We start from the raw sequence: 20990 nt of genomic DNA on the forward strand, positions 1-20990 counted from the left end.
TACGTATCACCGACGATTGCTCTGGACTGTAGGTCGCCCGGGAAGGGCTGACAAGACGCGCGTCCAACTCGTTACGCGCCCGGCGGCGGCCTCAGGCGCTGGCCCGGGCCACCAGCCGGGGCTCGAACCGGGCGACGACCTCGCCGGCCACGGACGGCCGCACGCCGCGGACGATCCCGTCGATCTCGCCCGCCAGGTCGGCCGGGCTCGCGGTGGCGTCGAAGTGCACGGTGGTCAGCCGGGGCCGCATGAGCGTGCAGATCGGCAGGTCGTCGGCGCCCACCACGGCGACGTCGCCGGGGACCCGCAGACCGGCGTCCTGCAACGCGCTGATCAGCAGCATCGCATACTCGTCGTTGTAGGCGAAGACGCCGTCGGGCAGGTCGCCCGCGCGGACGATCCGCCCCGCCTCCTCCTCGGAGAAGGCCAGGTCGATGCGTGCGGCCCCGGGAACGACCGCCCGCACCCCCGCCAGCCGGGCCCGTCCCATGGCGTCGATGCCCTCTTCCCGGGGAACGACGGCCGCCAGCCGCCGGCTGCCCCGTTCGACCAGGTGGCGGGCGGCCACGGCGCCGAGGGCCCGGTGGTCGAACACCACGGCCGGCACCAGGGGCGAGGGCTGGTCGGACAGGCCGATGACGGCCCGGACGCCCGAGGCGTGCAGCAGGTCCACGGCGGGCCTGGTCAGCCGCGCGGCCTCGACGAGGACGGCCGAGGGCCGCAGAGCGAGCCAGCTCCTGGCCGCCGCCACGCCCTTGAGGGTGCGTTCGCCGTACTGGACCAGGGTGTAGCCGCGGGCCCTGAACTCCTCCTCCAGTTCTTCGGACACCTGCTGCGCCAGCCGGCCCGTCCTGGCCCGTGACAGCGGCATGAGCACGATGTCGCTGCGGCCCGTACGCAGCGCGCGGGCGGCGGCGTCGGGCACGTAGCCCAGCCGGGCGGCGGCGTCGCGGACCCGCCTGCGGGTCTCCTCGCTCACCCGGGCGTGGGGGTTGTCGGTGAGCACGTAGGAGACCGTGGCCTGCGAGACCCCCGCGGCCCTGGCCACGTCGACACTGGTCGGCGGGCGGTCCCCCCTTGTCGTGTTCACGGGGTGGATGGTATCAACTGCTTATACGTATAAGCAGGAGAGGCTGCCGCATGAAGCTGCACACTCGTGAATGGGGTTCGGGCGACCGCCTGGCCGTCCTCGTCCACGGCATCATGGCCGACTCGCGATGCTGGTGGCGAGTGGGCCCCGAGCTGGCCGCGCGCGGCTACCGGGTCATCGCCGTCGATCTCCCCGGCCACGGCGAGAGCCCCCGCGCCGACGCCTATCCGCCCGAGCTGTTCGCCTCGTCGCTGGCGGAGTCGGTGCCCGCGCGCCCCGAGCTGGCCATCGGGCACTCCCTCGGCGGCCTCACGCTCGGCCTCGCCGTCGAACGGCTCATGCCCGGACGGGCGATCTACTCCGACCCGGCCTTCCGCCTGCCGACGACGGAGAGCGGCGCCCTGGAGTCGATGGCTGACTTCACCGACGAGACCGGCGAGCTGATCGCCGCCCTGCACCCCGGCTTCTCGGCCGAGGAGGTGGCGGTCGAGGTCGAGATGCTCGCGCGCTGGGACCGCGGGTCGGCGCTGTCGCTCGTCGAGGCGTCGGGCATGGACTTCACGCCCGCGCCCGTCGTGCCGTCGCTGGTGCAGGTGGCCGACCCGAGCTTCCTGGTGCCGCCGGCGTTCCAGGAGGAGTTGCGGGGCAAGGGATTCGAGGTGCGCGTGGTCACGGGGGCCGAGCACACGATCCACCGCCACCTGTTCGAGGACTTCCTGGCGGGGCTGGAAGGCTGGATCAGACCCGCTGCCGCAGCTCGGTGAGTCGGCCGGCGACGTCGAGGGCATGCCGGTGGCGTAGTCGGGCACGTCGAGGATCCAGCCCGGGAAGTAGGCGGAGTTGTCGGGATCGGCGACCGCCACCCGGCAGCCGTGCTCCCTGGCCGCGGTGACCAGGCCGTCGAGCACGGCCCGCCGGAACAGGGCCCTGGCGTGCCGGTGCCGCAGGCTGCCCGTCGGCCGGCCGGACTCGTCCTTCAGCAGCAGGCGCACGCCAGGAACCCGGACGGGGAAGTCGATCAGCCTGGTCGGCGGCCCGGGGGCCAGCGCGTCGAGCGCGCGCGTGCTCCAGCTCACCGGACCACCGTGTCAGGACGAGGTCAGGAAAGCTCCACCTGTTCGCCAGGGGCGAGCAGCACGAACCGCTCACCGAGCCCCGCGAACGCCTTCTCCAGCGTGTCCCTGCCCTGCGTGAAGTGCGCCCACTGCTCGAAGTGCAGCGGGACGACGTGCCGCGCGCCCAGGATGTCGGCGGCGGTGACGGCGTCCTCGCTGGTCAGCGTCAGGAACCCGTCCACCAGCGGGGTGCGCGCGCCGCCCGCGAACAGCAGCGCCACGTCGATCCGCGGGAACCTGGCGGCCACGGCCCGTACGACGTCGAGCGAGGCGTTGTCGCCGCTCACGTAGACGGTGGGCAGGCCCTCGCCGCTGAGCACGAAGCCGGTGACCTCGCCCGTCAGGTGCTCGGTCCCGTCGGGGCCGTGCTGGGCGGGCACGCCGGTCACCCGCAGCGGGCCGACCTCGGTCTCGCTCCAGTTGGGCAGGGCGCGCACCGGCTCGCCCACGCGCTCGGCCGCCGAGGCGGTGGACAGCGCCAGCGGCGCCGTGGCGAGGAACGCGCGGCCCGCGTCGTCGAGGTTGTCGGGGTGCTGGTCGTGCGAGAGCAGCACGGCGTCCACCGGGCCCACCTCGTCGGGGCCGAAGGCGGGGCCGGCCGTCTTCTTGAGCACCCTGGCACCGACCGGGTGGTCGCCCGGCGCGTCGAAGGTGGGATCGACCAGCAGCCGGACGCCGCCCAGCTCGATGACGGCGGTCGGGCCACCGGCGTAACGAATCTTCATGTCCGTCAAGGACAAAGGGGCACAGAAGGTTTATTCCGCACGCCGTTGAGCACCCGGGTCACCGTGCGGTGGCACAGGGCGCGGAAGTCGGGCTCGGCCATGCTCATCCGGCCGCTCAGGTACTGCTGGACCAGGCCCTGGGTGCTCGCCGTGACCGCGAGCGCGGTCTCCAGCGGGTCGTCTTCGCGCAGCACGCCCGCGCGCATGCCCTCCTCGGCCAGCGCCACCACCACGCTGAACGGCGGGCCCTGGCCGTCGCGGAAGTCGTCGGGGAAGCGGCGGGCCCGCGCCCAGGCGTCGGAGGTGAGGAAGTTGTACAGATGGGGGCTGCCGAGCGCGAAGTCGAGGAAGTCGTCGAGCGCCGCCATGATGCGCTCCTCCAGGTCGCCCGTGCCGGGCCTGCGGGCCCACGCCTCGGCCAGCTCGCGGGCGGCGGCGTCGGCGACGGCGCGCAGCAGGGCGTCCCTGTTGGGGAAGTGGCGGTAGATGGCCATGGCGGTGACGCCCACGGCCTCGCCGACGCGTCGCATGCTGACGGCGTCGGCGCCCTCCTCCAGCAGGATGCGCCGGGCCACGGCCTCGATGCGCGCGGCCGTCCCTGGTTCGCTCACGTTTACAGTGTATACAGGCGGAGTGCGCCCGGAGCCCGCTCCGGCACGGCGGGACGGCGGGGAGCCACCGGGGGCAGCCGGACGTACGGCGAGCCCGTGGCGGGCCTGGGATCGGGGTCGCCGGCGTTGGGCCACAGGGACATGGCCCGCTCGGCCTGCGCGGTGATGGTGAGCGACGGGTTCACCCCGAGGTTGGCCGACACCGCCGAGCCGTCCACGACATGCAGCCCCTCATGGCCGTAGACGCGGTGGTAGGCGTCGATCACGCCGGTCGCAGGCGAGTCGCCGATCACGCAGCCGCCGAGGAAGTGGGCCGTCGTCGGGATGTCGAACAGGTCGAGCCAGGTGCCGCCGGGCACCCCGCCGATCTCGGCCGCCGCGTGCCGGACGGCCTCGTGCCCGGCCGGGATCCAGGTGGGGTTGGGCTCGCCGTGGCCGCGGGCCGACCGCAGCCCCCAGCGGGTGCGCCGGATGGTGATCGAGTTGTCCTTGGCCTGCATGACCAGCGCGATGACGGTCCGTTCCGACCAGCGGCGCAGGTCGAGCAGCCGCAGCGCCTCCAGGGGCCGCGCGGCGATCTCCCGGAACAGCGCCGGCCACCTCGGCTGGCCGCCGTCCACGAGCAGGGTGCGCAGCAGGCCCATGGCGTTGGAGCCGTCGCCGTAACGCACGGGCTCGATGTGGGTCTCGGCGTCGGGGTGGATGGAGGAGGTGATGGCCACGCCCCTGTTGAGCTTCTCGCCGCCCGCCGACGTGCGCTCGAAGCCGAGCAGGGCCTCGGAGTTGGTCCTGGTCAGCGTGCCGAGCCTGGGCGACAGGCCGGGCAGGTCGCCGGTGGCGCGCAGCTTGTGCAGCAGGCGCTGGGTGCCGTACGTGCCGGCCGCGAAGATCACCTGCTTGGCCGTGAACGAACGGCGGCGCAGCGCCGACCCCGTCCGGCGGGCGACGACCCGGTAGCCGCCGGAGGGCAGCGGGCGCACCGAGGTGACCGTGCACTCGGCGTAGACCCGGGCGCCCGCCCGCTCGGCCAGGTGGAGGTAGTTCTTGACCAGCGTGTTCTTGGCGCCGTGGCGGCAGCCGGTCATGCACTGCCCGCACTCGATGCAGCCGCGCCGCCGCGGCCCCGCGCCGCCGAAGTACGGGTCGACGCCGTCCTCGCCGAAGTAGACGCCGACCGGGGCCAGATGGAAGGTGTCGCCCACGCCCATCTTCTCGGCGACCCGGCGCATGACGTCGTCGGCCCGGGTGAAGGTGGGGTTCGTGACCGCGCCGAGCATGCGTCTGGCCTGGTCGTAGTGGGGGGCCAGCTCCGACTTCCAGTCGGTGATGCCGGCCCACTGCGGGTCGCGGAAGAACGGGTCGAGCGGCTCGTAGAGGGTGTTGGCGTAGACCAGCGATCCGCCGCCCACCCCGGCCCCGGCCAGCACCATCACGCCGGTGCCGCGCTCGCCCCGCAGCACGTGGACGCGCTGGATGCCCTTCATGCCGAGCCAGGGCGCCCACAGGAAGTCGCGCAGCTTCCACGAGGTGGCCGGCAGCGTGGACTCGTCGAACCGACGGCCCGCCTCCAGCACGCCGACCTTGTACCCCTTCTCGCTCAGCCGAAGCGCCGAGACGCTGCCGCCGAACCCCGACCCGATGACCAGAACGTCGAACGTCACTTGATCCGCAGCTTCCGCATCGCCTTGAGGGTGCCGGCCAGGACGTCGGCCCACGTCTCGTACGTCAGGTCGAAGGGCGGCTCGAAGCCCAGCCAGGACGCCTGCGAGGCCACGGTCTTGGACTCGGTGTAGCGCAGCAGGCCCTCCGCGCCGTGCCGGCGGCCGAGACCGGACGCCTTCATGCCGCCCATGGGCGCGTCGTAGGAGGCGTAGGCCGAGCCGTACCCCTCGTTGATGTTGACCGTGCCGGCCTTGACGCGGGCGGCCAGGGCGCGGCCGCGGGCCGGGTCGGTGGTCCAGATGGAGGCGTTCAGGCCGTAGATGGTGTCGTTGGCCAGCTCGATCGCCTCCTCCTCCGAGTCGAAGGGGTAGAGGGCGACCACGGGCCCGAACGTCTCGTTGCGGCACAGGTCCATGTCGTCGCGCACGCCGGTGAGCACGGTCGGCTCGTAGAACAGCGGGCCGAGGTCGGGCCTGGCCCGGGCGCCGGTCAGCACGGTCGCGCCCTTGGCCACGGCGTCGTCCACGTGGGCGCTGACCGCGTCGAGCTGGCGTTGCGAGGTGAGCGAGCCCATCTGGACCGACCAGTCGTGGCCCGCGCCGAGCTTGAGGTTGCCGACCTGCCTGACCAGGCGCGCGGCGAAGTCGTCGAACACGGACGCGTGCACGTACAGCCGCTCGATGGACAGGCAGAGCTGGCCGGCGTTGGTGAAGCAGGCCCGGATCGCCCCCTGGACGGCGAGCGGCACGTCGGCGTCTTCGAGCACCACCATCGGGTTCTTGCCGCCGAGCTCCAGCGAGCAGCCGATGAGCCGCTTGGCCGCCTCCTCGGCGATCTTCCTGCCGCCCCTGGTCGACCCCGTGAACGCGACGTAGTCGGCGTCGTCGAGCAGCGCGTCGCCGATCTCGGCGGGCTCGCCCAGCACGACCTGCCAGATCTCGCGCGGCATGCCCAGCTCGGCCAGCAGGTCGATGGTCCACAACGTGGACATGGCGGTCTGGGTGTCCGGCTTGTGCACCAGCGCGTTGCCGGCCAGCAGCGCCGGCACGGCGTCGGTGACGCCGAGCGAGAGCGGGTAGTTCCACGGGGAGATCAGCGCGACCACGCCCTTGGGCTGGCGCAGCTCGGTCACCCGGGTGGCGCCGGGGAAGATGCCCTTGCGCGTGCGCGGCGCGAGCAGGCCGGACGCCCGCCGGGCGTAGTAGAGGCTGCACCCGGCGACGTCGAGCACCTCCTCGAAGGCGTGCTTGCGGGCCTTGCCGGTCTCGTTCTGGACGATGTCGAGGATCTCGTCCCTGCGGTCGAGGATGGCGTCGTGCAGCAGCAGGAACGGTCTGGCCCGCGCCGCGGCGGGCCTGGCCGCCCACTCGGCCTGGGCGGCCCTGGCTCGCTCGTAGGCCAGGCGTACGTCGTCGGCTGTGGAAATGGGCAGCTCGGCGAGCGGCTCGCCGGTGAAGGGGGCGGTGATCTCCCGGGTCTTGCCGCTGGACGTGACGTGCATGCCCGAAGGATATTCCGCTCGGCTACCGGCGGGTAGTTTTTGCGGATTCGCGGGGTGGGGTCAGAATCCTCTTATGCCATCGTTCGCTCCGCTACGCCCGGGGGATCCGGGGAGTCTGGCCGGCATGGATCTCCTCGGCAGGCTTGGCGAGGGCGGCCAGGGCGTCGTCTACCTCGCCAAAGATCATTCCGGCGCGCACGTCGCCGTCAAGTGGCTGCGCCCCGACCTGTCCGGCGACGACGTGAGCGTCGAACGGTTCCTGCGCGAGGTCCAGGTGGCCCAGCAGGTCGCGCCGTTCTGCACCGCGGCCGTCCTCGGCACCGGCGTCGAGCTGGACCGGCCGTTCATCGTCAGCGAGTTCATCGAAGGGCCCTCGCTGCAGCGGGTGGTGCAGGAGGAGGGGCCGCGCACCGGGTCCACGCTGCACCGGCTGGCCATCGGCACCGCGACCGCGCTGGCCGCCATCCACCAGGCCGGCATCGTCCACCGCGACTTCAAGCCCGCCAACGTCATCCTGGGCGCGGACGGCCCGCGGGTGATCGACTTCGGCATCGCGCGGGCGCTCAACGCGACCTCGACGATCAGCAGCATGGTCGTGGGCACGCCGTCGTACATGCCGCCCGAGCAGATCATGGGCCACACCGTCGGGCCGGCGGCCGACATGTTCTCGTGGGCCAGCGCGATGGTCTACGCGGCCTCGGGGCGGGCTCCGTTCGGCAGCGACACCATGCCCGCGGTGATCAACCGGGTCCTCAACCAGCAGCCCGACCTGGGCGTGCTCGACGGCGCGCTGCGTGACGTCGTGGCCGCGTGCCTGGCCAAGGACCCGGCGCAGCGGCCGACGGCCGAGCAGGTGATCATGCGCCTGCTCCAGCACCCGATGCCGGCGAACTCGCCCATCCTCGCCGCGGCCGCCGCCGAGGCCGTCCCCGCCGCGCCGCCCAGGACCGGACCGGTGGCGGGGCCGATGACGGTGCCGCCGCAGCAGCAGCCGCAGGGACCGCAGGGACCGCCGCACGGGCCGCCGCAGGGACCGCCGCACGGGCCGATGACCGGGCCGGTGCCGGGCGGCCCGCAGCCGTACCCGCAGCAGCAGTGGCACCCGCCCGGCCCGTACGCGCAGCCCACCCATCCGGGCGTCCAGCCCCGGCGGCCGGCCGGGAAGAGCAGGGCGCCACTCATCATCGGGGCCACGCTGGGCGTCGCCTTACTCGTGCTGGCCGGGCTCGTCGTGCTCATCACCAACAACAGGACGACCCTGGCCGCCGACGGCGGCGTCACGACGCCCGCCTCCGCCCGGCCGTCCGGCCGCAGCGTTCCGCCCGCCACGCCGTCGGTCACGCCGTCGGTCGCGCCGGTCTCCGTCCCCGCGGAGGGGCCGCGCAAGGCGCTGCCCGGCGCCGCGATCGGCCTCTACGAGAACACCTCCGACGCGATCGTCCTGACCTCCTACGAGATCTACGACAAGAAGAAGGACGACTGGGTCGACCACGCCAGGGACTCGCTGCGCGGGCCGTTCCGCAAGTACGCCGGCAACTGGGAGTCGAACGTCTCCCCAGGCGGCCGCTACCTGGCCACCCGCGGCCGCAAGTACACCGACGACAACTACGACTACATCATCGTCAGCGACCGCCAGACGGGCGAGCGCACCACGATCAAGACCGTCCGCGGCCCGCTGATCGCCAGCATCCGCGGCTGGTCCGAGGACGGCTCCAAGATCCTGCTCAACATCGAGCGGAAGAGCGGTGAAACCTGGACCTACCCGGGCTTCGTCATCGTGGACGTCGCCACGAAGAAGGCCAGAACCGTCATGGTGGACGACTCCGCCGTCCGCAAGACCGCCTTCGGCTGGGACAGTGCAGGCGAGGGCGTGATCAACATCTTCGGCCCGGAGAAGAACCGCAGCCTGCGCTTCTTCGACGCCGACGGCAAGGCCACCCGCGACCTGCGCTCGATCGGCACGCTCCCCGCCGGCACCCAGGACGTCTTCTCCCCCTCGGGCGAGTCGCTCCTGTCCGGGTGCCCCAACGGCAGTGACGGCGACACCTGCGTGTGGGACGTCAAGTCGGGCGACCGCACGCACAAGTTCACCTCCGACTGCGACAAGGTGCTCGGCTGGTACGACGACACCCACCTCTACTGCTGGGAGCAGGACAACAACACCAAGGACGAGATCCAGGTCGTCGACCTCAAGGGCACCCTGCTCCGCAGGATCCTCGACGTGCCCGGCGACGTCGACTTCAGCCCGGTCTTCACCGCCAACCCGGCCAAGGGCTCCTGAACCATCCGGCCCGCGCAGCCGTCATGGAGGTCATGAAGACGCTGTTCCGTACGGCCGTGACCGCCGCGGCCCTCGCCATGGCCACGACGGCCTGCACCTCGGCGGCCACGGGCCAGGCGCCCGTGCCGAAGGTCACGCTCGACGGCGTCCGCCTGGTCGCCTACGACAGTTGCGACGACATGCTGTCGGGCCTGCGGGAGCACGCCGCGGAGAAGGTCGGCCCGTGGGGTTTCGGCGGCCCGCAGATCATGTACATGGAGGACACCGCCGCCACCGCCAGGGCGAAGACCACCTCCGACACCCCAGAGCACTCCACCACGAACGTGCACGAAGCGGGCGTGGACGAGCCCGACCTGGTCAAGACCGACGGCAACCGGATCGTCACGGTCGTGGACGGCACCCTGCGGATCATCGACACGGCGACCAGGAAGGTCACCGCGTCGCTCAAGCTCACCAAGAAGGACGAGCCCACCTTCACCCCCGCCGACCTGCTGCTCTCCGGCGACCGCGCGCTGGTGCTGTTCCGCGGCGGCGACATCATGGTGAAGTCCTTCGCGCCGCCCGGCGAGACCCGTTACGTCGTGGTCGACCTGGCCGGGCAGCCGAAGGTGCTGAGCACGATCCGGGCGCAGGGCTCGTACGTGGACGCCCGGATGATCGGCTCCACGGTCCGGCTCGTCACCCGCAGCCAGCCCGACATCACCTTCCCCGAGCCCAAGAGCCCGGACGCCTCCGAGGCCGACCGCAAGAAGGCCAACCAGGACGTCGTCCGGCGGGCGCCGCTGTCCGCCTGGCTGCCCACGGTCGAGATCACCGGCGGGTCCGGCGCGGTCAGGAAGGACACGGTCAAGTGCGAGCGGGTCAGCCACCCCGCCGACTACACCGGCACCTCGCTGCTCACCGTGCACACCATCGACCTGGCCCAGGACGTCGCCGCGACCGGCACCGAGCCCATCAGCCTGGCCGCCGACGGCGACACCGTCTACGGCAGCGGCAAGAGCCTGTACGTCGCCAGCAACCCCCGCTGGTGGTTCCCGGTGGTCACCGAGCCGATGCCGGTCGAGCCCGTGCCGACCGCCACCGACGGGGCGGCCCCGGCCGTCGAGCCCACCCCGAGCGACCCGGCCGTGACGAGCAGCGCCCCGAGCGACCCTGCCGTGACGAGCAGCGCCCCGGCCACGCCCGCCACGCCGGCCACCTCCGAGCCTGTGCCCGACCCCACTCCGACGGCGCCGCCCGAGGAGACCGAGGTCCACCGGTTCGACATCAGCGCCGCCGGCGCCCCCTCGTACGTGGCCTCCGGCAAGGTCCCCGGCCGCCTGCTGAACCAGTACTCGCTGTCGGAGTACGAGGATCACCTCCGCGTCGCCACCACCCTCACCTCCACCGACGGCAAGAACAGCGCCAGCAGCGTGTACGTGCTCGACGCCGCCACCATGGCCAAGGTCGGCGAGGTCGGCGGCCTCGGGAAGGGCGAGCGCATCTACTCGGTCAGGTTCATCGGCCCGGTGGGCTACTGCGTGACGTTCAAGCAGGTGGACCCGCTCTACACGCTCGACCTGCGCGACCCGGCCGCCCCCAAGGTGACCGGCGAGCTGAAGATCACCGGCTACTCGGCCTACCTGCACCCCGGCGCGGACGGCAGGCTGATCGGCATCGGCCAGGAGGCCAGCGACAAGGGCCGGACGCTCGGCACGCAGGTCTCGCTGTTCGACGTCAGCGACCCGGCCGCCCCGCGCAGGCTGTCGCAGCTCTTCCAGAAGGAGTCGGGCTCCGAGGCCGAGTGGGACCCGCACGCGTTCCTGTACTGGCCGAAGACCGGCCTGTCGGTGCTCCCGCTGATGACCCCCAAGGAGTCGGGCGCGCTCGTGCTGAAGATCGACGACTCGGCCGTGACGAAGCTCGGCATGATCAAGCACCCCACGCACCAGGACAAGGACTACGCCTACCAGCCCGGCATCCAGCGCTCGATCATCATCGGCGACGCCCTCTGGACGCTGTCCTGGGACGGCCTCCAGGTCAACGACGCCACGACGCTGGCCCGTCAGGCGTGGATCCCGCTGCGCTGACCTCCGTGAGGGCGGGTGACCGGTCCGGTGGACCGGTCACCCGCGCTCCGGCGCGACCACGGGCACGATCTCGGGGGCGCCCAGCCGGATGGCGTCGGCCTCCTGGTCGGAGTCCTGCTCCTGCGAGCGCCGCTCGGCCTCGACGCGCTTGGTGTAGTACTCCACCTCGCGCTTCACCTGCTCGGCGTCCCAGCCGAGCGGCCCGGCCAGCAGCTCGGCGGCCTCCTGCGCCACGGCCAGGCCGCGATGGAAGGTCTCGATGGAGATGTGCGTGCGCCTGGTCAGCACGTCGTTGAGGTGCCTGGCGCCCTCGTGGGTGGCGGCGTAGACGATCTCGGCCCGCAGGTAGTCGTCGGCCCCGGCCAGCGGCCGGCCCAGCGACGGATCGTGCTCGATCAGCTCCAGCACCTCGTCGATGAGCGAGCCGTAGCGCTGGAGCAGGTGCTCGATCCGGGCGACGTGCAGGCCCGCGGAGTGGGCGAGGCGGTGGCGGGAGTTCCACAACGCCTGGTAGCCCTCGGCCCCGGCCAGCGGGATGCGGTCGGTGCACGAGCGCGGCACCCGCTGGTCGAGCCCGTGCGCCACCGCGTCCACCGCGTCGCGGGCCATGACCCGGTACGTCGTGTACTTCCCGCCGGCGATCATCACCAGCCCCGGCACCGGATGCGCCACGACGTGCTCGCGCGACAACTTCGACGTCTGGTCGGACTCCCCCGACAGCAGCGGACGCAGCCCGGCGTAGACGCCCTCGACGTCGTCGCGGGTCAGCGGCACCGACAACACGGCGTTGACATGGTCGAGCAGGTAGTCGATGTCGGCCCGGGAGGCCGCCGGATGGCCTTTGTCGAGCGTCCACTCGGTGTCGGTGGTGCCGATGATCCAGTGGCGGCCCCACGGGATCACGAACAGCACCGACTTCTCCGTGCGCAGGATGATGCCGGTGCGGGAGTGGATGCGGTCGCGCGGCACCAGCAGGTGGATGCCCTTGGAGGCCCGTACGTGGATCTGGCCGCGCCCGCCGACCAGCTCCTGGATGTCGTCGGTCCACACGCCCGTGGCGTTGACGACCTGCTGGGCGCGTACGTCGAACTCGGCGCCGGTCTCCAGGTCGCGCGCCCGCACGCCGGTGACCCGCTCGCCCTCCCGCAGGAACCCGACCACCTGGGCGCGCGGCGCGATCCGGGCGCCGTACGTGGCCGCGGTGCGCAGCATGGTCATCACGTAACGGGCGTCGTCGACCTGGGCGTCCCAGTACTGGACGGCGCCGGTGAGGGCGCTCTTCTTCAGCGCCGGGGCCAGCCGCAACGCCCGTGACCTGGACAGATGCCGATGCCCCGGCACACCGCGGGTGAGCCCGGAGGCGAAGCCGAGCGTGTCGTAGAGCGCCACGCCGGCTCCCACGTAGGGACGTTCCCAGCCGAAATGGGTCATCGGGAACAGGAACGGCACCGGCCGGACGAGGTGCGGCGCCAGGCGCTGGAGCAGCAGCGCCCGCTCCTGCAGCGCCTCGCGCACCAGGTCGAAGTTGAGCTGCTCCAGGTAGCGCAGGCCACCGTGGATGAGCTTGGACGAGCGCGACGAGGTGCCGGAGGCGAAGTCGCGGGCCTCCAGCAGGGCCACGTCGAGGCCCCGGGTCGCGGCGTCGAGCGCGGTGCCCGCCCCCACCACGCCGCCGCCGACCACGACCACGTCGAACTCCTGGGCGGACATCTCCGCCAGCGCCGCCGCGCGCTCGGTGGGCCCGAGCCGGGCCACGCTCCTACCCGCCGTCATCGTCTCCCCTTGCGTCGACTGCGGTCAGTACCTACCCGTACGCCCGGTTCCATGTAACGCATGGACGGCTCAGGCGCGTACGACCTTGACGCCCGCCTCGGTGAGCCGTCCGGTGAGCTCGTCGGAGAGCCGCTCGTCGGTGACCAGCGTGTCGATCTGCTCGATCGGGCAGATGCGGGAGAAGGCCCGCCGGCCCACCTTGGAGGAGTCGGCCACCACGACGACCTGGGCGGCCCGGCTGATCAGCAGGTTGTTCACGCTGGCCTCGCCTTCGTGGTGGGCCGAGGCGCCCAGCTCGACGTCGATCGCGTCGACGCCGAGGAAGGCCACGTCGAGGGTGACCTGTTCGAGCACGCCCGAGGCCAGCGGCCCGATCAGCTCGTACGACTGCTGCCTGGCCACCCCGCCGGTGACCACGATCTTGACGTGCTGCCGCACGGTCAGCTCGGCGGCGATGTTCAGGGCGTTGGTGACGATCGTGAACCCGCTCTCCAGCGTGGACAGCGTGGCGAGGGTGCGGGCCAGCTCGGAGGTCGTGGTGCCGCCGTTGAGCCCGACCACGGCGCCCGGGCTCACCAGGTCGGCCGCCGCGGCCGCTATGCGGTGCTTCTCGTCGGCGTGCCTGGCCGTCTTGTAACGCAGCGGCAGGTCGTAGCTGACGCTCTGGGCGACGGCTCCGCCGCGCGTGCGCATGAGCATCTGCTGCTGGGCGAGCTGGTCGAAGTCGCGCCGGATCGTGGCGGTCGAGACGTCGAGCGCCTGGGCGGCCTCCTCCACCGACAGCCTGCCCTCCTGGGCGAGCAGCTCCAGGATGGCGTTCCAGCGGTCGTAGCGGGACACGAAGCCTCCAATGAGATCCCTACGGGATCAAGCGTGGCACAGGCAGGGAGGTGAGAGCGACCACTGCACAAAACTGCGCTTTTACTGTATAAAAAAGGCAGAAACAAACACCAACGGGGAGGAACGCGGTGACCACCCACACCGAAGCCGAGATCGAGTCCCAGCCGTCCTGCTGGCGCCGCGCGGTGGCCGACGTGCCCGCAAGCGCGCTGCCCGAGCCCGGCGAGCGGGTGGCCGTCGTCGGCTGCGGCACGTCATGGTTCATCGCGATGGCCTACGCCACGCTGCGCGAGCAGGCCGGGCTGGGCGAGACCGACGCGTTCGCCGCCTCCGAGGCGCCGGTCGGCCGCTCGTACGACAGGGTGCTCGCGCTGACCCGGTCCGGCACCACGACCGAGGTGCTGGAGCTGCTGTCCAGGACGAACGCCCGCACGACGGCCATCACCGCCGACCCGAAGACGCCGGTCATGACGGCCGCCGACGAGGTCATCGTGCTCGACTACGCCGACGAGACGTCCGTCGTGCAGACCCGCTTCGCCACCACCCAGCTCGCCATGCTCCGCGCCAGCCTCGGCGAGGACCTGACCGGCGCGATCGCCGACGCCGAGCGGGCCCTGGCCGAGCCGCTGCCCGCCGAGCTCGTCGAGGCCGAGCAGTTCAGCTTCCTCGGCAGCGGCTGGTCGGTCGGCCTGGCCCAGGAGGCCGCGCTCAAGATGCGCGAGGCGTCCCGGTCGTGGACGGAGGCGTACCCGGCGATGGAGTACCGGCACGGCCCGATCAGCATCGCGGGCCCCGGCCGCGTCACGTGGATGCTCGGCACCGCCCCCGAGGGCCTGCGCGAGCAGGTCGAGGCGACCGGCGGCACGTTCTTCGAGAGCGGCCTCGACCCCATGGCCGAGCTGGTACGCGCCCAGCGGGTGGCGGTCGCGCGGGCCTTCGCCCGTGGGCTGAACCCCGACGAGCCCATGCACCTCACGCGATCTGTGATCCTTTCTTCATGAGCCTTACTCTCGCCGACGCCCGGATCGTGACCCCCGAAGGGGTGCACGAAGGGTGGCTGACCATCGAAGACGGCCGCATCACGCATGTCGGCCACGGATCGGCCCCCAGCCCCGGCCTGAGCCTCGGGGGGCGGCACGTCGTCCCCGGCTTCGTCGACATCCACAACCACGGCGGCGCGGGCGGGTCGTTCCCGACCGGCGACCAGGACAAGGCCCGTGACGCCGTGGCCCTGCACCGGCGGCACGGCACGACCACGATGATGGCCAGCCTGGTCACCGACGCGCTCGACGAGCTGTCCAGGGCCGCCTCCTCGCTGGCCGAGCTGTGCGAGGAGGGGCTGCTGGCGGGCATCCACTTCGAGGGGCCGTACATCGCCAAGGCCCGCTGCGGCGCGCACAACCCCGCCCTGCTGCGCGAGCCGTCGCCGCAGGAGCTGTCCGGGCTGGTCAAGGCCGCGCGCGGGCACGCGCGCATGGTCACCGTCGCCGCCGAGCTGCCCGGCGGCCTCGACACGATCCGCACGGCCGTCGGCGAGGGCCTGATCGCGGCGCTCGGCCACAGCGACGCCGACTACGACCAGGCGATCGCCGCCATCGAGGCGGGCGCCACCGTCGCCACCCACCTCTACAACGCGATGCCGCAGCTCGGCCACCGCGCGCCCGGCCCGATCGCCGCCCTGCTGGAGGACGAGCGCGTCACGGTCGAGCTGGTCAACGACGGCGTCCACGTGCACGCGGCGATGTTGCGCCTGGCCTACGAGGTGGCCGGTCCCGGCCGGACCGTGCTGATCACCGACGCGATGGCGGCCACGGGCCTCGGCGACGGCGACTACGTGCTCGGCCCCATGCGGGTGCGCGTGACCGACGGCGTGGCCAGGCTGGTCGAGGGCGGCTCGATCGCGGGCTCCACCCTCACCATGGACGCCGCCTTCCGCCGCGGCGTGCGGGAGCTCGGCATGTCGCTGCCGGACGCGGTCCAGGTGGCCTCGCTGACCCCCGCCAGGGTGCTCGGCCTGGCCGAGGAGATCGGTTCGATCGCCGTCGGCAAGGCGGCCGACCTGGTGGTGCTCTCCGGCGAGCTGGAGGTCGACGGCGTGATGAAGAACGGCGACTGGATCTCGGAGCCCTGATGATCATCACCGTGACGCTCAACGCCGCGCTCGACGTGACCTACGAGGTCCCGTCCGTCGCCTGGGACGGCGTCAACCGGGTCGGCGCCGTCCACCGGCGTGCCGGCGGCAAGGGCGTCAACGTGGCCCGCGTGCTGGCCGCGCTCGGCCAGGAGGTCCTGGTCACGGGGCTGGCGGGCGGGCCCACGGGTCGCGCGATCGAGCACGACCTGCGAGCCGCCGGGCTGCCCGCCGCGCTGACCGGCATCGCCGCCGAGTCCCGCACCACGCTGGTGGTCTCCGAGCCGGACGCGGCCACGCTGTTCAACGAGCCCGGCCCCGAGGTGACGGCGGCCGAGCTGGCCGTGTTCGTGGAGCGGTACACGTCGCTGCTGGCCGGCGCCGACGCGGTGGTGGTCTCCGGCAGCCTGCCGCGTGGCGTCCCCGCCGACGTCTACGCGACGCTGGCCGCCGTCGCCGCCCGCGCGGGCGTGCCGGCCATCGTCGACGCCGACGGCGACCCGCTGCGGCGCGCGCCGGAGGGCCGTCCGGCCGTCGTCAAGCCCAACGCCGAGGAGCTGGCCAGGGCGGTTCCCGGCGGCACCCCCGAGGAGGGCGCCCAGGCGCTGCGCGAGCGGGGGGCCGAGGCCGTGGTCGTCTCCATGGGCGCCGACGGGCTGCTCGCGGTGACCGGCGAGGGCACCTTCCGGGCCCGGATGCCCTACACCGTGCGCGGAAACCCGACCGGAGCCGGCGACTCGCTGGTCGCGGGGCTGGCGCTGGGCCTGGTCGAGGGCTCCCCGTGGCCCGACCGGCTGCGGCGGGCCGCGGCGCTGGGCGCGGCCGCCGTGGCCGCGCCGGTCGCCGGCGACTTCGACGGCGAGGTCTACGCCGACATACACCCCCAGATCATCATCACGTAAGGAGCTCGTCATGGCCCTCGCCGGAATCGGCGACATCGTCCGGCAGTCCCCCGCAGGGGTGGGCGCGTTCAACGTGATCCAGTTGGAGCACGCCACCGCGATCGTGGCCGGCGCGGAGGCGCTCGGCCTGCCGGTCGTGCTGCAGATCAGCGAGAACTGCGTGCGCTACCACGGCGCGCTCGAACCCGTCGCGCTGGCCGCGCTGGCCGTCGCGCGCCGCGCGGAGGTGCCGGTCGCGGTCCACCTCGACCACGCCACCGACCGCGCGCTGGTGGAGGAGGCGGTCACGCTCGGCCTCGGCTCGGTGATGTACGACGCCTCCGCCCTGCCCGACGAGGAGAACGTGGCCGCCACGGCCGAGGTGGCGGCCTGGTGCCACGAGCGCGGCGTGTGGGTGGAGGCCGAGCTCGGCGAGGTCGGCGGCAAGGACGGCGTGCACGCGCCCGGCGCCCGCACCAAGCCCCACGAGGCGGTCGACTACGTCGCCAGGACCGGCGTCGACGCGCTCGCCGTGGCCGTCGGCACCTCCCACGCCATGACCACCAAGGACGCCGTGCTCGACCTGGAGCTCATCGCCGAGCTGCGGGCGGCGGTGCCGGTGCCGCTGGTGCTGCACGGCTCGTCCGGCGTGCCCGACGACGTGCTGCGCGAGGCCGTGCGCAACGGCATGAAGAAGATCAACATCGCCACCCACCTGAACAAGGCGTTCACCCGGGCCGTGCGCGACTACCTGGCCCACGACGAGCGGGTGGTCGACTCCCGCAAATACCTCAACGCGGGCCGCGACGCCGTGGCCCGCGAGGTGAGTCACCTGCTGGGCGTGCTCACCGGCTGAGCTCCTTGCGCATCACCACGGCCGACCGGCCGTCGAGGTCGGCCCGGCCGATCTCGGCGTAGCCGAGCGAGGTGTACAGCGCGATGTTCGAGGCCATCTTGACGTTGGTGTAGAGGCGCAGGGCGGGCAGGCCGAGCCGGGCGGCCTCCCGCTCGGCGTAGGCCAGCAGGCCCCGGCCGATGCCCCTGCCGTGCAGGTCGGGCCGGACCGCCACGTTGTCGACCAGCAGCGTGCCGTCCTCGGGGATGAGCACGACCAGCCCTTCGAGGCCGTCGGTGACGTGCACCCGGCGGGCGCCGATGAGAGCCGCGTAGTCGGCCTCCATGGGCAGCGGCCGGGTGCCGATGATCTCGGCCCATGGCTGGTAGGCGTCATGGACGAGTTGCTCGACGGCGGCCCTGTCGGCCTCCTGCGCCAGTCTCATGCCCCCAATGATCGCAGCACCCTCTCGACCTGACGATCGAAGGTGCCGGGCGGATTGCGCGGGCTGTCGTGCGAGAGCAGGAACAGCCAGACCAGGCTCTGCAGCCTGCGGCAGTCGCGCAGCCGGCGCTGCTCCGGCCCGCTCAGCTCGAACCGGCCGGCGATCTCCACCTCGCCGTCCACCCACATCGAGACGTGCTCGGACAGCTCGGACAGCTCGTAGACCAGGTCGCTGCGGCCGGAGTCCTCGAAGTCGACGATGCGCACGCGGGCGCCGTCCCACAGGAAGTTCGCCAGGTTGCCGTCGCCCGCCCCGAACGCCGGCCATACGCCCGACTCACCCGGACGCCAGCCCCCCAGCCAGCGCAGGCCCTCCTTGACCGCGCGGTCGGCCTGCGGGTCGCGCGGCCGCCAGGCGTCCAGCCATTCCCTGACCTGGCCGGCGACCGCCTCGGCCTGCCACGGGCGCACCGGGACGGCCGCCAGCACGCCGGGCGGGACGGCCTCGTACAGCTCGGTGAGCGCCTCGGCCATGGCGGTCAGGGGCACCTCATCGACGGCCAGGCCGCGCAGGGGCACGCCGTCGATCCTGGTCATGCGCACGACGCCGTCCTCGACGGCGATCGGCCGCGGGGACAGGCCCGGAGCGTGCTCGGCCAGCAGGGTGAGCGCCCGCCACTCGCGCTCGGCCGCGCCCGGCTTGCCGTCGACGTAACGCTTGGTGACGACGTCGCCGTCGAAGTCGAGGACGTGGGTGTACACAAGATCGGCCATGCTACGGCAGGATACGGCCCGCCTCACGAGCTCGCGCGCGAGCCCGTCACCACGGCAGCGGCTGCCCGTCGCGGAAGAAGCCGCCGGTCGGCCCGTCGTCGGGCAGGTACGCCGCCCACAACACACTCCGCGCGCCCTCGGCGACCGGCCGCCCTCCCGGGCCGCCCATGTCGGTCGCCACCCACCCCGGGCAGACGGAGTTGACCAGGACGCCGTCCTCGCGCAGCTCGGCCGCGAGCATCCTGGTCAGCGCGTTCAGCGCCGTCTTCGACACCGTGTACGCGGGCGTGCCGCCGCCCATCGAGGCCAGCGAGCCGATCTCGCTGGAGACGTTGACGATCCGGCCGTGCGCGCTGCCGCGCAACAGCGGCAGCAGCGCGAGCGTGACCCGCCAGGCGCCCAGCAGGTTCGTCTCCAGCGCCTCCGACACCACGCCCAGGTCCGCCTCGCAGGCCCGCTGCCAGGTGTCGTAGTGGATGGCGGCGTTGTTGACCAGCACGTCGACCCGCCCGTGGGTCTTCTCCAGCTCCCGCGCCAGCCCGGCCGCCGACTGCTCGTCGGCGACGTCGAGCCGCCGCGCCAGCACCTCGCCGCCGATCCCGGCCGCCGCCTCGACGGCCTTGCGCTCGTCCCTGGCGGTCAGCACCACCGTGTCGCCCGCCGTCGCGAGCTGCCTGGCCACCTCCAGCCCGATCCCCCGGTTGGCCCCCGTGACCACGCACACCCGGCCCATCTCGCGTCCCCCTCAACGTCGCGCGCCTGCGGCGCAGGAACTCCCGCTCGACCTCGTTGCCCGCACGGTCGATGGCCTCGCCGTACGCCTGCGCCGCCTCCCCGTCGCGTCCCAGCCGCCGCAGCAGGTCGGCCCGTACGGCGTGCAACAGGGAACAGCCTGTCACCTCCAGCCCTCCACCAGCGCCAGACCCGCCTCGGCGCCCGCCACCTCGGCCACCGCGCGGCCGTACTCCTCCCGGAAGGCCCGTTCGACCTGATCGGACATCCTGCACCCACCTCGCCGACAGGCGCGTCCCACACGAACGGCGGCGGCCCGATTCGACACGGCGGGCCAGTGGAAACCCCGGAAAGCACTCGGCTCCCGGAGGCAGCAACCTCCGGGAGCCGTCGCAGACGTCGGTCAGCGCTGGATCGGCGCGACCACGACCTCGACCCGCTGGAACTCCTTGATGTCGGAGTAGCCGGTGGAGGCCATCGTGCGCTTGAGCGCGCCCATCAGGTTCATCGAGCCGTCGGCCACGCTGGAGGGGCCGTGCAGGATCTGCTCCAGCGTGCCGACCGTGCCGAACTCCACGCGACGGCCGCGCGGCAGGTCGGGGTGGTGGGCCTCGGAGCCCCAGTGGAAGCCGTGGCCGGGGGCCTCGGACGCCCTGGCCAGCGGCGAGCCCACCATGACGGCGTCGGCCCCGCACGCGATGGCCTTGGCGATGTCGCCCGAGGTGCCCATGCCGCCGTCGGCGATCACGTGGACGTACCGGCCGCCGGACTCGTCCATGTAGTCGCGGCGCGCCGCGGCCACGTCGGAGATCGCGGTGGCCATCGGCACGGCCACGCCCAGCACGTTGCGGGTGGTGTGCGAGGCGCCGCCGCCGAAGCCGACCAGCACGCCCGCCGCGCCCGTGCGCATCAGGTGCAGCGCCGCGGTGTAGGTGGCGCAGCCGCCGACGATGACCGGCACGTCGAGCTCGTAGATGAACTGCTTGAGGTTGAGCGGCTCGGCGCGGCCCGAGACGTGCTCGGCCGAGACGGTGGTGCCACGGATGACGAAGATGTCCACGCCGGCGTCGATCACGGCCTTGTGGTACTGGACCGTGCGCTGCGGCGACAGGCGGACGGCCGTCGTCACCCCGGACGCCCGGATCTCCTCGATCCGGCGCCCGATCAGCTCCTCCTTGATCGGCGCGTCGTAGATCTCCTGGAGCCGCCGGGTCGCGGCCGCGGCGTCGAGGGCGGCGCACTCCTCCAGCAGCGGGGACGGGTCTTCGTAGCGCGTCCAGAGCCCTTCGAGGTCGAGGGGGGCCAGGCCGCCGAGCCGGCCGATCTCGATCGCGGTGGCGGGCGAGACCACGCTGTCCATGGGGGCGACGACGACGGGCAGCTCGAACCGGTAGGCGTCGATCTGCCAGGCGATCGACACCTCTTCCGGGTCACGGGTGCGTCGCGAGGGCACGAGCCCGATCTCGTCGAGCGCGTACGCCCTCCGCCCGGTCTTGCCCCGGCCGATCTCCACCTGCTGAGTCATG

Annotated in this window: 18 protein-coding genes; 7 read left to right on the forward strand and 11 right to left on the reverse strand. The window is 72.8% G+C overall.

Annotated elements, in window-relative coordinates:
- Positions 1 to 91: 91 nt before the first annotated feature.
- Entirely contained in the window at positions 92 to 1090 is a 999-nt protein-coding gene (locus ABZ444_RS10645; RefSeq protein WP_357994738.1) for a LacI family DNA-binding transcriptional regulator, read from the reverse strand.
- Between the two features lie 50 nt (positions 1091 to 1140).
- Between ABZ444_RS10645 and ABZ444_RS10650 the strand changes: the two genes are divergently transcribed.
- Complete coding sequence (locus tag ABZ444_RS10650) at positions 1141 to 1854, forward strand: alpha/beta fold hydrolase (protein ID WP_357994739.1); 714 nt, start codon at positions 1141 to 1143, stop codon at positions 1852 to 1854.
- A 335-nt stretch (positions 1855 to 2189) separates the two neighbouring features.
- Here ABZ444_RS10650 and ABZ444_RS10655 read toward each other — a convergent pair whose 3' ends face one another.
- From ABZ444_RS10655 to ABZ444_RS10670, 4 genes are read right to left on the reverse strand one after another with little or no spacing between them, the layout of a single operon-like run.
- Positions 2190 to 2930, reverse strand: a complete 741-nt coding sequence (locus ABZ444_RS10655; RefSeq protein WP_357994740.1) for an MBL fold metallo-hydrolase — start codon at positions 2928 to 2930, stop codon at positions 2190 to 2192.
- Positions 2931 to 2935: 5 nt separating this feature from the next.
- Positions 2936 to 3541: a TetR/AcrR family transcriptional regulator gene (locus ABZ444_RS10660; RefSeq protein ID WP_357994741.1), complete on the reverse strand. Its 606-nt coding sequence runs from the start codon at positions 3539 to 3541 to the stop codon at positions 2936 to 2938.
- Positions 3542 to 3543: 2 nt separating this feature from the next.
- A complete protein-coding gene (locus ABZ444_RS10665) occupies positions 3544 to 5202 on the reverse strand; it encodes a GMC family oxidoreductase (protein WP_357994742.1) in 1659 nt (552 codons plus the stop codon).
- Positions 5199 to 6704, reverse strand: coding sequence for a succinic semialdehyde dehydrogenase (locus ABZ444_RS10670; protein WP_357994743.1), 1506 nt, complete (start codon positions 6702 to 6704; stop codon positions 5199 to 5201). The genes ABZ444_RS10665 and ABZ444_RS10670 overlap by 4 nt, the downstream gene beginning before the upstream one ends.
- A 124-nt stretch (positions 6705 to 6828) precedes the next feature.
- On the opposite strand from ABZ444_RS10670, the gene ABZ444_RS10675 reads away from it, so the two are divergent.
- Together ABZ444_RS10675 and ABZ444_RS10680 are read left to right on the forward strand one after the other, a co-directional pair.
- Entirely contained in the window at positions 6829 to 8985 is a 2157-nt protein-coding gene (locus tag ABZ444_RS10675) for a protein kinase (protein ID WP_357994744.1), read from the forward strand.
- A gap of 32 nt (positions 8986 to 9017) precedes the next feature.
- Positions 9018 to 11054 (forward strand): beta-propeller domain-containing protein, encoded by a 2037-nt coding sequence (locus tag ABZ444_RS10680; RefSeq protein ID WP_357994745.1) that lies wholly within the window; start codon positions 9018 to 9020, stop codon positions 11052 to 11054.
- Between the two features lie 36 nt (positions 11055 to 11090).
- Here ABZ444_RS10680 and ABZ444_RS10685 read toward each other — a convergent pair whose 3' ends face one another.
- Positions 11091 to 12827 (reverse strand): glycerol-3-phosphate dehydrogenase/oxidase, encoded by a 1737-nt coding sequence (locus ABZ444_RS10685; RefSeq protein ID WP_357994746.1) that lies wholly within the window; start codon positions 12825 to 12827, stop codon positions 11091 to 11093.
- Between the two features lie 69 nt (positions 12828 to 12896).
- Positions 12897 to 13667 (reverse strand): DeoR/GlpR family DNA-binding transcription regulator, encoded by a 771-nt coding sequence (locus tag ABZ444_RS10690; protein ID WP_357982655.1) that lies wholly within the window; start codon positions 13665 to 13667, stop codon positions 12897 to 12899.
- A gap of 128 nt (positions 13668 to 13795) precedes the next feature.
- On the opposite strand from ABZ444_RS10690, the gene ABZ444_RS10695 reads away from it, so the two are divergent.
- The 4 genes from ABZ444_RS10695 to ABZ444_RS10710 are packed head-to-tail and all read left to right on the forward strand — an operon-like array spanning position 13796 to position 17535.
- Positions 13796 to 14668: an SIS domain-containing protein gene (locus ABZ444_RS10695; RefSeq protein ID WP_357994747.1), complete on the forward strand. Its 873-nt coding sequence runs from the start codon at positions 13796 to 13798 to the stop codon at positions 14666 to 14668.
- Positions 14665 to 15798, forward strand: coding sequence for an N-acetylglucosamine-6-phosphate deacetylase (gene nagA / locus ABZ444_RS10700; protein ID WP_357982661.1), 1134 nt, complete (start codon positions 14665 to 14667; stop codon positions 15796 to 15798). The genes ABZ444_RS10695 and nagA overlap by 4 nt, the downstream gene beginning before the upstream one ends.
- The gene (locus ABZ444_RS10705) at positions 15798 to 16700 is read left to right on the forward strand and encodes a 1-phosphofructokinase family hexose kinase (protein ID WP_357994748.1); all 903 of its coding nucleotides are present in this window, start codon (positions 15798 to 15800) and stop codon (positions 16698 to 16700) included. Before nagA ends, ABZ444_RS10705 begins: the two co-directional genes overlap by 1 nt.
- 10 nt (positions 16701 to 16710) lie before the next feature.
- Entirely contained in the window at positions 16711 to 17535 is an 825-nt protein-coding gene (locus tag ABZ444_RS10710) for a class II fructose-bisphosphate aldolase (RefSeq protein WP_357982667.1), read from the forward strand.
- Here ABZ444_RS10710 and ABZ444_RS10715 read toward each other — a convergent pair.
- From ABZ444_RS10715 to ABZ444_RS10730, 4 genes are all read right to left on the reverse strand, one after another.
- Positions 17525 to 17959, reverse strand: coding sequence for a GNAT family N-acetyltransferase (locus ABZ444_RS10715; RefSeq protein WP_357994749.1), 435 nt, complete (start codon positions 17957 to 17959; stop codon positions 17525 to 17527). The two genes, ABZ444_RS10710 and ABZ444_RS10715, sit on opposite strands and share 11 nt — an antisense overlap.
- Complete coding sequence (locus tag ABZ444_RS10720; RefSeq protein WP_357994750.1) at positions 17956 to 18732, reverse strand: phosphotransferase; 777 nt, start codon at positions 18730 to 18732, stop codon at positions 17956 to 17958. The genes ABZ444_RS10715 and ABZ444_RS10720 overlap by 4 nt, the downstream gene beginning before the upstream one ends.
- Before the next feature lie 46 nt (positions 18733 to 18778).
- Positions 18779 to 19465 carry an SDR family oxidoreductase gene (locus ABZ444_RS10725; protein WP_357994751.1) on the reverse strand — a complete coding sequence of 229 codons (687 nt, stop codon included), beginning with the start codon at positions 19463 to 19465 and terminating at the stop codon, positions 18779 to 18781.
- A 402-nt stretch (positions 19466 to 19867) separates the two neighbouring features.
- Positions 19868 to 20989, reverse strand: a complete 1122-nt coding sequence (locus ABZ444_RS10730; RefSeq protein ID WP_352362831.1) for a GuaB3 family IMP dehydrogenase-related protein — start codon at positions 20987 to 20989, stop codon at positions 19868 to 19870.
- Position 20990: the final 1 nt, after the last annotated feature.

The organism is Nonomuraea sp. NPDC005730, from assembly GCF_040630865.1.
In the GTDB taxonomy this organism is placed as follows: domain Bacteria; phylum Actinomycetota; class Actinomycetes; order Streptosporangiales; family Streptosporangiaceae; genus Nonomuraea.

What these genes read in the sequence shown, in the direction of transcription:
- ABZ444_RS10650 (WP_357994739.1), top strand. Translation starts at nt 1,141, where the DNA reads ATGAAGCTGCACACTCGTGAATGGGGTTCGGGCGACCGCCTGGCCGTC.
- ABZ444_RS10655 (WP_357994740.1), bottom strand. Translation starts at nt 2,930, where the DNA reads ATGAAGATTCGTTACGCCGGTGGCCCGACCGCCGTCATCGAGCTGGGC.
- ABZ444_RS10670 (WP_357994743.1), bottom strand. Translation starts at nt 6,704, where the DNA reads ATGCACGTCACGTCCAGCGGCAAGACCCGGGAGATCACCGCCCCCTTC.
- ABZ444_RS10675 (WP_357994744.1), top strand. Translation starts at nt 6,829, where the DNA reads ATGGATCTCCTCGGCAGGCTTGGCGAGGGCGGCCAGGGCGTCGTCTAC.
- ABZ444_RS10680 (WP_357994745.1), top strand. Translation starts at nt 9,018, where the DNA reads ATGAAGACGCTGTTCCGTACGGCCGTGACCGCCGCGGCCCTCGCCATG.
- ABZ444_RS10685 (WP_357994746.1), bottom strand. Translation starts at nt 12,827, where the DNA reads ATGACGGCGGGTAGGAGCGTGGCCCGGCTCGGGCCCACCGAGCGCGCG.
- nagA (WP_357982661.1), top strand. Translation starts at nt 14,665, where the DNA reads ATGAGCCTTACTCTCGCCGACGCCCGGATCGTGACCCCCGAAGGGGTG.
- ABZ444_RS10705 (WP_357994748.1), top strand. Translation starts at nt 15,798, where the DNA reads ATGATCATCACCGTGACGCTCAACGCCGCGCTCGACGTGACCTACGAG.
- ABZ444_RS10710 (WP_357982667.1), top strand. Translation starts at nt 16,711, where the DNA reads ATGGCCCTCGCCGGAATCGGCGACATCGTCCGGCAGTCCCCCGCAGGG.
- ABZ444_RS10715 (WP_357994749.1), bottom strand. Translation starts at nt 17,959, where the DNA reads ATGAGACTGGCGCAGGAGGCCGACAGGGCCGCCGTCGAGCAACTCGTC.
- ABZ444_RS10720 (WP_357994750.1), bottom strand. Translation starts at nt 18,732, where the DNA reads ATGGCCGATCTTGTGTACACCCACGTCCTCGACTTCGACGGCGACGTC.
- ABZ444_RS10725 (WP_357994751.1), bottom strand. Translation starts at nt 19,465, where the DNA reads ATGGGCCGGGTGTGCGTGGTCACGGGGGCCAACCGGGGGATCGGGCTG.
- ABZ444_RS10730 (WP_352362831.1), bottom strand. Translation starts at nt 20,989, where the DNA reads ATGACTCAGCAGGTGGAGATCGGCCGGGGCAAGACCGGGCGGAGGGCG.